The organism is Variovorax sp. MSC1_012, from assembly GCF_023667525.1.
GTDB lineage: Bacteria > Pseudomonadota > Gammaproteobacteria > Burkholderiales > Burkholderiaceae_C > Variovorax > Variovorax beijingensis_B.
In genome coordinates, this window is record NZ_CM174443.1 from 2,805,900 (window position 1) to 2,818,603 (window position 12,704).

13 protein-coding genes are annotated in these 12,704 nt (G+C 65.1%); 8 read left to right on the forward strand and 5 right to left on the reverse strand.

The window, feature by feature from the left end; genetic code table 11:
* Positions 1–174 precede the first annotated feature (174 nt).
* The 5 genes from L1081_RS13345 to L1081_RS13365 all read right to left on the reverse strand — a co-directional run bounded on the left by L1081_RS13345 (position 175) and on the right by L1081_RS13365 (position 6,204).
* Complete coding sequence (locus L1081_RS13345; RefSeq protein WP_489412643.1) at positions 175–2,763, reverse strand: bifunctional aconitate hydratase 2/2-methylisocitrate dehydratase; 2,589 nt, start codon at positions 2,761–2,763, stop codon at positions 175–177.
* Between the two features lie 81 nt (positions 2,764–2,844).
* Positions 2,845–3,396: a hypothetical protein gene (locus tag L1081_RS13350; protein WP_489412644.1), complete on the reverse strand. Its 552-nt coding sequence runs from the start codon at positions 3,394–3,396 to the stop codon at positions 2,845–2,847.
* Between the two features lie 31 nt (positions 3,397–3,427).
* The gene (locus L1081_RS13355) at positions 3,428–4,426 is read right to left on the reverse strand and encodes an aldolase/citrate lyase family protein (protein ID WP_489412645.1); all 999 of its coding nucleotides are present in this window, start codon (positions 4,424–4,426) and stop codon (positions 3,428–3,430) included.
* Entirely contained in the window at positions 4,423–5,202 is a 780-nt protein-coding gene (tam, locus tag L1081_RS13360; protein WP_489412646.1) for a trans-aconitate 2-methyltransferase, read from the reverse strand. The genes L1081_RS13355 and tam overlap by 4 nt, the downstream gene beginning before the upstream one ends.
* Before the next feature lie 15 nt (positions 5,203–5,217).
* Positions 5,218–6,204, reverse strand: a complete 987-nt coding sequence (locus tag L1081_RS13365; protein WP_018903264.1) for a malate dehydrogenase — start codon at positions 6,202–6,204, stop codon at positions 5,218–5,220.
* A 184-nt stretch (positions 6,205–6,388) separates the two neighbouring features.
* On the opposite strand from L1081_RS13365, the gene L1081_RS13370 reads away from it, so the two are divergent.
* The 8 genes from L1081_RS13370 (at position 6,389) to L1081_RS13405 (ending at position 12,693) form a co-directional block, all read left to right on the forward strand.
* Entirely contained in the window at positions 6,389–7,147 is a 759-nt protein-coding gene (locus tag L1081_RS13370; protein ID WP_489412647.1) for a UTRA domain-containing protein, read from the forward strand.
* A gap of 225 nt (positions 7,148–7,372) precedes the next feature.
* On the forward strand, positions 7,373–7,819 hold the full coding sequence (sdhC, locus tag L1081_RS13375) for a succinate dehydrogenase, cytochrome b556 subunit (protein WP_489412648.1): 447 nt from the start codon (positions 7,373–7,375) through the stop codon (positions 7,817–7,819).
* A gap of 13 nt (positions 7,820–7,832) precedes the next feature.
* Positions 7,833–8,198, forward strand: coding sequence for a succinate dehydrogenase, hydrophobic membrane anchor protein (sdhD, locus tag L1081_RS13380; protein ID WP_028254163.1), 366 nt, complete (start codon positions 7,833–7,835; stop codon positions 8,196–8,198).
* Positions 8,199–8,214: 16 nt separating this feature from the next.
* Positions 8,215–10,023 (forward strand): succinate dehydrogenase flavoprotein subunit, encoded by a 1,809-nt coding sequence (gene sdhA, locus L1081_RS13385; protein ID WP_431123662.1) that lies wholly within the window; start codon positions 8,215–8,217, stop codon positions 10,021–10,023.
* Between the two features lie 27 nt (positions 10,024–10,050).
* A complete protein-coding gene (locus L1081_RS13390; RefSeq protein ID WP_012746572.1) occupies positions 10,051–10,752 on the forward strand; it encodes a succinate dehydrogenase iron-sulfur subunit in 702 nt (233 codons plus the stop codon).
* Between the two features lie 18 nt (positions 10,753–10,770).
* On the forward strand, positions 10,771–11,094 hold the full coding sequence (locus L1081_RS13395) for a succinate dehydrogenase assembly factor 2 (RefSeq protein WP_489412649.1): 324 nt from the start codon (positions 10,771–10,773) through the stop codon (positions 11,092–11,094).
* Between the two features lie 24 nt (positions 11,095–11,118).
* Positions 11,119–12,429, forward strand: a complete 1,311-nt coding sequence (gene gltA / locus L1081_RS13400) for a citrate synthase (RefSeq protein ID WP_489412650.1) — start codon at positions 11,119–11,121, stop codon at positions 12,427–12,429.
* Between the two features lie 123 nt (positions 12,430–12,552).
* Entirely contained in the window at positions 12,553–12,693 is a 141-nt protein-coding gene (locus L1081_RS13405) for an entericidin A/B family lipoprotein (RefSeq protein WP_319430678.1), read from the forward strand.
* Positions 12,694–12,704: the final 11 nt, after the last annotated feature.

Below are 12,704 nucleotides of genomic sequence, written 5' to 3' on the forward strand. Positions count from 1 at the left end.
CCGCGACGAGCGGCGGATGAAGGCCATTCTTGTCGGCAAAGCCGACTCTCCCGGCCGGCCAAGGGCGCCCTTGCGTGTCGGAGATTGCCGGGGCGCCCGCAAAAGCGCCATCCCAGACGCAAGAAAGCCCCGCCGAAGCGGGGCTCGTGTCCAATGCGCGGAAGTGCCTGAGGATCAGGCCGCGACTGCGGCGCCGGCCTCGGTCTTGTAGTCGTCGATCTTGTCGAAGTTCAGGTACTGGTAGATCTGCGCGCTCGATGCATCGAGCACGCCCGTGGCGGCCATGTACTCCTCGCGCGTCGGGATACGGCCCAGGCGCGAGCAGATCGCAGCCAGCTCGGCCGAACCCAGGTACACATTGGTGTTCTTGCCCAGGCGGTTCGGGAAGTTGCGGGTGCTGGTCGACATCACCGTGGCGCCTTCGCGCACCTGCGCCTGGTTGCCCATGCACAGCGAGCAGCCCGGCATTTCGGTGCGTGCACCGGCATTGCCGAACACGCCGTAGTGGCCTTCCTCGGTGAGCTGCTGCGCGTCCATCTTGGTGGGCGGCGCGATCCACAGCTTGACCGGGATGTCGCGCTTGCCTTCGAGCAGCTTCGACGCGGCGCGGAAGTGGCCGATATTGGTCATGCACGAGCCGATGAACACTTCGTCGATCACGGCGCCGGCCACATCGCTGAGCGTCTTCACGTCGTCGGGGTCGTTCGGACAGGCCACGATGGGTTCGTGGATCTCGGCCAGGTCGATCTCGATGACGGCGGCGTAGTCGGCGTCGGCATCGCCCTTGAGCAGTTGCGGGTCCTTGAGCCAGGCCTCCTGCGCGGCGATGCGGCGCTGAAGCGTGCGTGCATCGGCGTAGCCTTCGGCAATCATCCACTTCATCAGCGTGATGTTGCTGTTGATGTACTCGATGATCGGTTCCTTGTTCAGGTGCACCGTGCAGCCGGCGGCCGAGCGCTCGGCCGAGGCGTCGCTCAGTTCGAAGGCCTGTTCGACCTTCAGGTCGGGCAGGCCTTCGATTTCGAGGATGCGGCCCGAGAAGATGTTCTTCTTGCCCTTCTTCTCGACCGTGAGCAGGCCGCTCTTGATGGCGTACAGCGGAATCGCGTTGACCAGGTCGCGCAGCGTGACGCCGGGCTGCATCTTGCCCTTGAAGCGCACGAGCACCGATTCGGGCATGTCCAGCGGCATCACGCCGGTGGCGGCCGCGAAGGCCACGAGGCCGGAGCCCGCGGGAAAGCTGATGCCGATCGGGAAGCGGGTGTGGCTGTCGCCGCCGGTGCCGACGGTGTCGGGCGTGAGCAGGCGGTTGAGCCAGGAATGGATCACGCCGTCGCCCGGGCGCAGCGAGACGCCGCCGCGGTTGGCCATGAACTCGGGGAGTTCGTGGTGCATCTTGACGTCGACCTTCTTCGGGTACGCCGCCGTGTGGCAGAACGACTGCATCACGAGGTCGGCCGAGAAGCCCAGGCAGGCCAGGTCCTTGAGCTCGTCGCGCGTCATCGGACCGGTGGTGTCCTGCGAGCCGACCGAGGTCATCTTGGGTTCGCAGTAGGTGCCGGGGCGCACGCCCTGGCCTTCGGGCAGGCCGCAGGCGCGGCCGACCATCTTCTGTGCGAGCGAGTAGCCCTTCTTGGTGTCGACCGGGCTGGTCGGCAGGCGGAACAGCGTCGAGGCCGGCAGGCCCAGCGCCTCGCGCGCCTTGGCCGTGAGGCCGCGGCCGATGATCAGCGGAATGCGGCCGCCGGCGCGCACTTCGTCGAACAGCACGTCGCTCTTGACCTTGAATTCGGCAATCACCTTGCCGTCCTTCAGCGCCTTGCCTTCGTAGGGACGCAGCTCGACCACGTCGCCCATGTTCATCTGGCTCACGTCGAGCTCGATGGGCAGCGCGCCCGAGTCTTCCATGGTGTTGTAGAAGATCGGCGCGATCTTGCCGCCGAGGCAGACGCCGCCGAAGCGCTTGTTGGGCACGAAGGGAATGTCTTCGCCGGTGAACCACAGCACCGAATTGGTGGCGCTCTTGCGCGAGGAGCCGGTGCCGACCACGTCGCCGGCGTAGGCCACGAGATGGCCGCGCGCGCGCAGGTCCTCGATGAACTTCACCGGGCCGCGCTTGCCGTCTTCTTCAGGGACGATGCCGGGGCGGGCGTTCTTGTGCATCGCCAGGGCGTGCATCGGAATGTCGGGACGCGTGGTGGCGTCGGGTGCGGGAGAGAGGTCGTCGGTGTTGATTTCACCGGCCACCTTGAAGATGCTGACCGTGATGCTTTGCGGCACTTCGGGGCGGCTGGTGAACCATTCGGCATCGGCCCAGCTCTGCAGCACGCCCTTGGCGTGGGCGTTGCCCTTGTCGGCCTTTTCCTTGACGTCGTGGAACTGGTCGAACATCAACAGGGTTTTCTTCAGGCCTTCGGCCGCCACGGCGCCGACTTCGGCGTCGTCGAGCAGGTCGATCATCGGGCTGATGTTGTAGCCGCCGAGCATGGTGCCGAGCAGTTCGGTGGCACGCGCACGCGAGATGAACGCGTTCTTCTCGGTGCCGTGGGCCACGGCCGCCAGGTAACTCGCCTTGACCTTGGCCGCGTCATCGACGCCGGCAGGCACGCGATGGGTGAGCAGATCGAGCAGGAATGCGCCGTCTTTGGCATTCGCGCTCTTGAGGAGCTCGATCGCTTCGGCGGTTTGCTTCGCGCTCAATGGCAGCGGCGGAATACCGAGCGCGGCGCGTTCGGCAACATGGTCAACGTAGGCTTGCAACATCTTCTTTTCTCCGGAAACTGGCTGGCTGGCGGGCGTGCGGTACGGCAAGCAAGAGCCGCGCCGCACCCCGTGTGTGGACTCTTACTTCTTGGCCGCGTCGGCGCCTTCGAACAGGCTCTTGGGCGGGTTTTTCTTCATTTCTTCGGCAAACGCGACCTGCTCGGCCGTCTGGCATTCGTCTGCAATGCGCAGGCCCGCCTTCTGGTTCATCAGCATCGACTTGTTGCCCAGCTGCAGCCACATGGCGCCGGCGCGGGGGTCTTCGAGGCGGATGGCACCGGTGCGGCTTTCGACCGGGTGCATGCGGTACTTCACACCCTTGGTCGACACGTTGAAGAAGCCGGGCTTCTTCTCGTCGGCGTCCACGGTCACGTCGGCGCCGAGTTCGCACTGGGCCTTGCCGAGCGAAACGCGCTTGGCCACGGCCAGGTCGGCGTCGGTCAGCACGATATTGGTTTCATCGGCAATGGGCGTGACTTCCTCGACGGCCTTGGCGGCCTTGCGGGTGACCTGCTTCTTGGGGGGCGCCTTCTTGGCTTCGGACTTGGCAGCCGGCTTGGCAGGGGTGGTCTGCGCGATGGCGGCGAACGGAAGCGCCAGGGCCAGGGTGGCGATCAGGGCAATTTTCTTCATGGGTGTTTCCTTGAGGCTGGATTCGGAAGTTTCAGGAGGCCGCGAGTGCAAACCAGGCTTGGGCCTCTAGCGGCAGCGCGCGCCCCGTTGCGTGGGCACGCGCCAGCACTTGCCAGAAATGGCGATAGCTCGCGCGGTCGTGCAATGTGCCATCAATTTGTGTCGGCGCCCAATTTGCGAGGGCCGCATTTGTAATGATTTTTGTGGCAATTTGAATCTGCGCCTCGTCTGGCGCAAAAGCCTCCAGGATGGGCCGGATCTGGTTCGGATGGATGCTCCACATGCGCGTGTAACCGAATTCGGCGGCCGCCTTGCGGGCCGCCGTGCGCATGGCAGCGGTGTCGTTGAACTCGGTGACCACGCAGTGCGAAGGCACCTTGCCATAGGCATGCGCGGCGGATGCGATGGCCAGCTTGGCGCGCACCACCAGCGGATGCGTGAACTGCCCGGCCGCGCCCATGCCATCGGCGGGAATCGCGCCCGCATGGGCGGAAACGAAGTCCATCAGGCCGAAGCTCAGCGACTGCACGCGCGGATGCGCCGCGATCTCGAACGCGTTGTGCACGGCCAGCGGCGATTCGATCAGCACATGCAGCGGCAGTGCATCGGCATCGGCCGCCTCGAGCGCCGCCACCGCCTGCGCCACGTCGGCCACGGACTCCACCTTGGGCACCATCAGGTGGCTGAGCCGGTGGCCGGCGCGGCCGGCGATGGTGATCACGTCGCCGGCAAAGGCGGGATGGTCCACGGGGTGAACACGCACGCCCACGCGCATGCCGGGCTTGGCGGCCAATGCCAGTTCGGTCACGAGCGCAGCATGCTCCGCCTCGCCACCCACGGGGGCGCCGTCCTCGCAATCGAGCGTGACGTCGAACACGCAGGCGCCGAATTCGTCTGCCATCTCGGCCTGCAGCGCCAGGCTCTTCTTCATACGGGCCTCGACGCCGCTGTAGTGGTCGCACACGGGCAGGCTCACGGCACCGGCCTGCGCGCCGAGCAGAACTTCAGCGGGATGAACGGCTTTCGTCATGCTTTTTTCTGCGCCACGATGAACATGCGCGGGAACGCCAGCAATCGCTTGCCGTCGGTGCGGGCGGGATAGGCCAGGTCCACGCGGCGCTCGTATTCGGCCAGGTAGCTCGCCTGCAGGTCGGGCGGCAGGCGGTCGACGAAGGGCTTGAGCCCCGTGCCGCGCACCCACTCGACGATAGCCGCGGCATCGGCCATCGGGTGCTGGTAGATGGTGTGCCACACATCGACCCTGGCCGCGGCGGGCGCGAGCAGGTCGTAGTAGCCGCCCAGCGGCAGCAGCAAGGTGCGCAGCCGGTCGGCGTCACCGATGGGCTCGGCCCAGGGCGCCTCGACCGCCACGGCGCGCATCAGGCGGTGCGTGGGCTCCTCGCGGTTGTCGGGCATCTGGATGGCGAGAACGCCACCCGGAGCCAGAGCAGCGAACAGGCGCGGGATCAGTTGCTCGTGATCCGGCACCCACTGCAGGGCTGCGTTGGCATAAATAAGGTCGGGCGCTTGGTCTTGCGGCGCCCAGGTCGCGATGTCGCTCAACTCGAAGCGCGCCTGCGGCAGGCGCTCTCGCGCGCTGGCCAGCATGGCTTCGGAGTTGTCGGTCCCGACGACTTGCGCCTGCGGGAACCGGTTGGCCAGCAGCTCGGTGGAATTGCCCGGGCCGCAGCCGAGGTCGACCACGCGGGCCGCCTCCGGCAACGGCACCCGCGCCAGGAGTTCCTGTGCGGGGCGGGTGCGCTCGTCCTCGTAGCGACGGTAGAGCGCGGGGTTCCATTCGAGCATGCCGGCCGATCCTGCTTAGATCAGGTGGGCAACGCCGGCTTGTTCGCCTTGCAGTTCTTCCAGCGTCTTGTTGATGCGTTCCTGGCTGAAAGCGTCGATTTCCAGGCCCTCGACCAGCTTGTATTCGCCGTTTTCACAGGTGACCGGGAAGCCGAACATCGTGTCCTTCGGAATGCCGTACTGGCCGTCCGACGGAATGCCCATGGTGACCCACTTGCCGTTGGTGCCGAGGGCCCAGTCGCGCATGTGGTCGATGGCGGCGTTGGCGGCCGAGGCAGCCGACGACAGGCCGCGCGCCTCGATGATGGCCGCGCCGCGCTTGCCGACGGTCGGCAGGAAGGTGTTGGCGTTCCATTCCTGGTCGTTGATCATCTTGGCGACGCTGTCGCCCTTGATGGTGGCAAAGCGGTAGTCGGCGTACATCGTGGGCGAGTGGTTGCCCCAGACGACGAGCTTTTCGATGTCGGCCACGGCCTTGCCGGTCTTGGCAGCAATCTGGCTGGCGGCGCGGTTGTGGTCCAGGCGCAGCATGGCGGTGAAGTTCTTGCGCGGCAGGTCGGGTGCGCTCTTCATCGCGATGTAGGCGTTGGTGTTGGCGGGGTTGCCGACCACCAGCACCTTGACATTGCGGCTGGCCACGGCATTGAGCGCCTTGCCCTGCGCGGTGAAGATGGCGCCGTTGACGGCCAGCAGCTCGGCACGCTCCATGCCCGGGCCGCGCGGACGCGAACCCACCAGGAGGGCGTAGTCGGCGTCCTTGAAGGCGGTCATCGGGTCGCCATGGGCTTCCATGCCGGCCAGCAGCGGGAAAGCGCAGTCGTCGAGCTCCATCATCACGCCCTTGAGCGCCTTCTGGGCCTTCTCGTCGGGGATCTCGAGCAGTTGCAGGATGACCGGCTGGTCCTTGCCGAGCATTTCGCCGGACGCGATACGGAACAACAGGGCGTAACCGATTTGGCCGGCGGCACCGGTGACGGCAACGCGGACGGGTTTTTTGCTCATGGGAAGACTCCAGAAGGTGGTGAAACGGTATCGGCGGGCGCGCGTGGCGCCGATGGTCCTGCAGGGCGGGAATCCTTCCCGCGGCGCAGGCCGACCCGCATTTTAAGCCGATTCAGTGAGCCTCGTCTTATGTCTTATATAAGATATGCTCCGAGGTTCCGCCACGGCGCATCCCACCGCTGCCATGAATGCCCCCACCGTCCTCGAAGATTCCGCGACGCCCTCCTTCAGTCCGCTCTACCAGCAGATCAAGACGCTGATCCTGCAGAGCCTGCAGGCCGGCGAGTGGAAGCCGGGCGAGCCGATTCCAAGCGAGATGGACCTTGCGGTGCGCTACCGCGTGAGCCAGGGCACGGTGCGCAAGGCCATCGACGAACTCTCGGCCGAAAACCTCGTGGTGCGGCGCCAGGGCAAGGGCACCTTCGTCGCCACGCATGCCGAGCAGCATGTGCAATACCGCTTCCTCAAGCTGGTGCCCGATGTCGGCACCCCAAGCACCGAAGGCCCGGCCGAGCGCACCATCGTCGACTGCCGCCGCCAGCGCGCCTCGGCCGACGTGGCGCGCGCTTTGGGGTTGCGCACGGGCGATGCAGTGCTGCAGGTGCGGCGCGTGCTCGCCTACGGCGGCGTTCCGACCATCCTCGAGGACCTCTGGCTTCCCGGCGCGCCGTTCAAGGGCCTCACGGCCGAACGGCTGCGCGCCTGGCCGGGCCCGATGTATGCCATGTTCGAGACCGAATTCGGCGTGCGCATGGTGCGCGCCGAAGAAAAGATCCGCGCCGTGCTGCCCGATGCGGAGCAGGCCGCGCTGCTCGACGTGCCGCTGCAGATGCCTTTGCTCAGCGTGGAGCGCCTGGCCCACACCTACCACGACATGCCGATGGAACTGCGCCGCGGCCTCTATCGCACCGACACGCACCACTACCGCAACCAGCTCGGCTGAACGCGCATCCAGATGGCATCACGACCCCACCGCATGGCAGCGCCAAAGATTCGTGCGCAACCCGCTGCGAACTCCCTAGCATCCGACTGCAGCGCTGCGCCGACGCGGGCACCTCCGCCACGCAATGGTGCATTGCAATAGAATTTTGCGTTGTTTGCATTCCGCAGAAGAAACAAAAGCGTTCGCTCTCAGAACAAGCCACCAAGCCACGAAAGCCTCCCCCCAATGACAGAGCTTGCAACTCCTCCCCGGCCGCCGCGCCGCGAATTCCGGAACATCAATGCCTTCACCGATCTCACGACCTACCGGCTGCCGCCGGCCGGCATCGTGTCGATCCTGCACCGCGTGAGCGGCGTGCTCATGTTCCTGCTGCTGCCGTTCATCATCTGGATGTTCGACACCTCGCTTTCGTCCGACTATTCCTTCGCCAGGTTCAAGGCCGCGTTCAACAGCGGCCTTGGTTTCGCCCCGGGCTGGTTCATCAAGCTGGTGGCTCTCGCGCTGATCTGGGCCTACCTGCACCACTTCATCGCCGGCCTGCGCCATCTCTGGATGGACGTGAGCCACGCTGCCGTCACCAAGGAGTTCGGACACAGCTCCGCCCTGGTCACGCTGGTCCTGAGCGTGTTGCTCACCGTGGTGCTCGGCGCCAAGTTGTTCGGCCTGTACTGAGAAGGAGCCAACCATGTCTGTGAACTACGGCTCCAAGCGCATCGTCGTCGGTGCGCACTACGGTTTGCGCGACTGGCTCAGCCAGCGCATCACGGGCGGCCTGATGGCGCTCTTCACGATCATCCTGCTCGCGCAGCTGATCTTCACGCGCGGCCCCATCGGCTACGACCTGTGGGCCGGCATCTTCGCCGCGCAGTGGATGAAGGTGCTGACCTTCTCGGTGATCGCCGCCCTGCTGTACCACGTATGGGTCGGCATGCGCGACGTGTGGATGGACTACGTCCAGCCCGTCGGCATTCGCCTCGCCCTGCAAATTTTCACCATCGTCTGGCTTGTCGGTTGTGCGGGTTGGGCCATTCAAGTGCTTTGGAAGATCTGAGGACCCCATCCCCACCATGACCTACACAAAAGAACAAATCACCAAGCGCAAGTTCGACGTCGTGATCGTCGGCGCCGGCGGCTCCGGCATGCGCGCGTCGCTGCAGCTGGCCCGCGCGGGCCTGAACGTGGCGGTGCTCTCCAAGGTGTTCCCCACGCGTTCGCACACCGTCGCTGCCCAAGGCGGCGTGGGCGCATCGCTCGGCAACATGAGCGAGGACAACTGGCACTACCACTTCTACGACACGATCAAGGGTTCCGACTGGCTCGGCGACCAGGACGCGATCGAGTTCATGTGCCGCGAAGCCCCGAAGGTCGTGTACGAGCTCGAACACTTCGGCATGCCCTTCGACCGCAACCCCGACGGCACGATCTACCAGCGTCCCTTCGGCGGCCACACGGCCAACTACGGCGAGAAGCCCGTGCAGCGCGCCTGCGCCGCGGCCGACCGCACCGGCCACGCGATGCTGCACACGCTCTACCAGAAGAACGTCGAAGCCCGCACCCAGTTCTTCGTCGAATGGATGGCGCTCGACCTGATCCGCGACGCCGAAGGCGACGTGGTCGGCGTGACGGCGCTCGAAATGGAAACCGGCGACCTGCACATCCTGCAGGCCAAGACCGTGCTGCTGGCCACCGGCGGCGCGGGCCGCATCTTCCAGGCCTCGACCAACGCCTTCATCAACACCGGCGACGGCCTGGGCATGGCCGCGCGTTCGGGCATTCCGCTGCAGGACATGGAGTTCTGGCAGTTCCACCCGACCGGCGTGGCCGGAGCCGGCGTGCTGCTGACCGAAGGCTGCCGCGGCGAAGGCGCGATCCTGCTCAACAGCAACGGCGAACGCTTCATGGAGCGCTATGCGCCCACGCTGAAGGACCTGGCGCCGCGCGACTTCGTCTCGCGCTCGATGGACCAGGAAATCAAGGAAGGCCGCGGCTGCGGTCCCAACAAGGACTACGTGCTGCTGAAGCTCGACCACCTCGGTGCCGAGACCATCCACAAGCGCCTGCCCTCGGTGTACGAGATCGGCGTGAACTTCGCCAACGTCGACATCACCAAGGAGCCGATCCCCGTGGTGCCGACCATCCACTACCAGATGGGCGGCATCCCGACCAACATCAACGGCCAGGTCGTGGTGCAGCAGGGCGAGCAGAACAGCGCCGTGGTGAACGGCCTCTATGCAGTGGGCGAATGCTCCTGCGTGAGCGTGCACGGCGCCAACCGCCTGGGCACCAATTCGCTGCTCGACCTGCTGGTGTTCGGCCGCGCGGCCGGCAACCACATCGTCGAGTTCAACGACAAGCTGAAAGAGCACAAGCCGCTGCCGGCCGATGCCGCCGACCGCACGCTGGAGCGCTTGAACCGTCTCGAAGCCGCCACCGGCGGCGAGTACGCGCAGGACGTGGCGGGCGAGATCCGCGCCGTCATGCAGCAGCATGCCGCCGTGTTCCGCAAGCAAGCCTCGATGGACGAGGGCGTGGTCAAGATCGCCGCCGTGCGCGAGCGCGTCAACGCCATCGGCCTCCAGGACAAGTCGAAGGTGTTCAACACCGCGCGCATCGAGGCGCTCGAAGTCGACAACCTGATCGAAGTGGCGCAGGCCACCATGGTCTCGGCCGCCGCCCGCAAGGAATGCCGCGGCGCGCACACGGTCGAAGACTACGAACGCCCGGCCGACGACCCGGTCGCGCCGCTCGGCCGCGACGACGCCAACTGGATGAAGCACACGCTCTGGTACAGCCAGGACAACCGCCTCTCCTACAAGCCGGTCAACCTCAAGCCGCTGACGGTCGACTCCGTTCCTCCCAAGGTCCGTACGTTCTAAGCAAGAACAACATCACAAGGTTTCACGATGAAGCGCACATTCCAGATCTACCGCTACGACCCGGACAAGGACGCCAAGCCCTACATGCAGACCGTCGAGATCGAACTCGACGGCCATGAGCGCATGTTGCTCGACGCCCTGATGAAGCTCAAGGCGCAGGATCCCACGCTGTCGTTCCGCCGCTCGTGCCGCGAAGGCGTCTGCGGCTCCGATGCGATGAACATCAACGGCAAGAACGGCCTGGCCTGCCTGACCAACATGCTCACGCTCAAGGGCACGATCGTGCTCAAGCCGCTGCCGGGCCTGCCCGTCATCCGCGACCTGATCGTGGACATGACGCAGTTCTTCAAGCAGTACAACTCGATCAAGCCGTACCTGCAGAACGACAACGTGCCGCCCGAGAAGGAGCGCCTGCAGTCGCCCGAGGAGCGCGACGAGCTCAACGGCCTGTACGAGTGCATCCTGTGCGCTAGCTGCTCCACCAGTTGCCCGAGCTTCTGGTGGAACCCCGACAAGTTCGTGGGCCCGGCCGGCCTGCTGCAGGCCTACCGCTTCATCGCCGACAGCCGCGACGAAGCCACCGCCGAACGCCTGGACAACCTCGAAGACCCGTACCGCCTGTTCCGCTGCCACACGATCATGAACTGCGTCGACGTGTGCCCGAAGAACCTGAACCCGACCAAGGCGATCGGCAAGATCAAGGAACTGATGGTGCGCCGCGCCATCTGAACTTTTGCTAGAGAAACCATGCAAACCGCCGCCGACCTTGCCGAGCCCATCAGCGAACGCGCACTGAGCAAGCTGAAGTGGCGCTGCCGGCGCGGCCTGCTCGAGAACGACCTGTTCATCGCCCGCTTCTTCGAGCGGCACGAATCCCGCATGACCAATGGCCAGGCGGGAGCGATGGAGACCTTGATGGACCTGTCGGACAACGATCTCCTCGATCTTCTCCTGCGAAGAAAGGAGCCCGAGCCCGCATGGGCCGGGGCCGAGGTGGTCGAGTTGCTGCAGCTGATGCGCACCGACGGCGCGCAGCGTCCCGCAACCTCCGTTTCCTCTTCGCCCTCCTGAATACTCCTCTGAAAGAAACCCGAAATGAAAGCTTCCGATACCAAGGCCACGCTGTCGTTCAGCAACGGCGGAGACAGCGTCGAACTGCCGATCTACAAGGGCACCGTCGGCCCCGACGTGATCGACATCCGCAAGCTCTACGCGCAGACCGGCATGTTCACCTATGACCCGGGTTTCATGTCGACCGCCGCCTGCCAGTCGGCCATCACGTACATCGACGGCGACAAGGGCGAGCTGCTGTACCGCGGCTACCCCATCGAGCAGCTCGCAACCAACTGCGACTTCATGGAGACCTGCCACCTGCTGCTGTACGGCGAGCTGCCGGACCAGGCCAAGAAGACCAACTTCACCAAGCTCGTGACCAACCACACCATGGTCAACGAGCAGATGCAGTTCTTCCTGCGCGGCTTCCGCCGCGACGCGCATCCGATGGCCATCATGACCGGCCTGGTGGGCGCACTGTCGGCCTTCTATCACGACAGTACGGACATCAACAATCCCGAGCACCGCGAGATCGCCGCGATTCGCCTGATCGCGAAGATGCCCACGCTCGTGGCCATGGCCTACAAGTACACCATCGGCCAGCCGTACATGTACCCGAAGAACGACCTCAGCTATGCGGGCAACTTCCTGCACATGATGTTCGCCACGCCTTGCGAGGACTACAAGGTGAACCCGGTGCTCGAGCGCGCGCTCGACCGCATCTTCATCCTGCACGCGGACCACGAGCAGAACGCCTCGACCTCGACCGTGCGCCTGTGCGGCTCGTCGGGCACCAACCCCTTCGCGGCCATTGCGGCCGGCGTGGCGTGCCTGTGGGGCCCGGCCCACGGCGGCGCCAACGAAGCGGCGCTCAACATGCTCTACGACATCCAGAAGGAAGGTGGCGTGGAGAAGATCGGCGAGTTCATCAAGAAGGTCAAGGACAAGAACTCGAACGTCAAGCTCATGGGCTTCGGCCACCGCGTGTACAAGAACTACGACCCGCGCGCCAAGCTGATGCAGGAAACCTGCAACGAAGTGCTGACCGAGCTGGGCCTGGAACAAGACCCGCTGTTCAAGCTTGCCAAGGAACTCGAGAAGATCGCACTGGAAGACGAGTACTTCGTGTCTCGCAAGCTCTACCCGAACGTCGACTTCTACTCGGGCATCGTGCAGCGCGCCATCGGCATTCCGGTGCCGCTGTTCACCGCGATCTTCGCGCTGGCCCGCACGGTCGGCTGGATTGCCCAGCTGAACGAAATGATCGGCGACCCCGAGTACAAGATCGGCCGCCCGCGCCAGCTGTTCGAAGGTTCGCCCAAGCGCGACGTGCAGCCCATCGGCAAGCGCTGAACGCGCGCTGCTTGCGCTCAAGCCGGAAAGCTGCCCTCGGGCAGCTTTTTTGCGTCTTGGCTGACATCCGGCGCCGGGAAGCCGGCGATAGGCTGCAGAGCACTTAGTCGAAGGAGTTTCATCATGAAGTCGCTTGTCGCATTGTTCGCCGTCGCATTTGCTCTTGCCGTGCCACTGTCGGGTTGCAACACTTGGAGGGGAGCCGGCCAGGACGTGCAGAAGGCAGGTGAAAAGATGGAGGATTCGTCCAAGAAGCGCCAATGACGCCTCTTTCG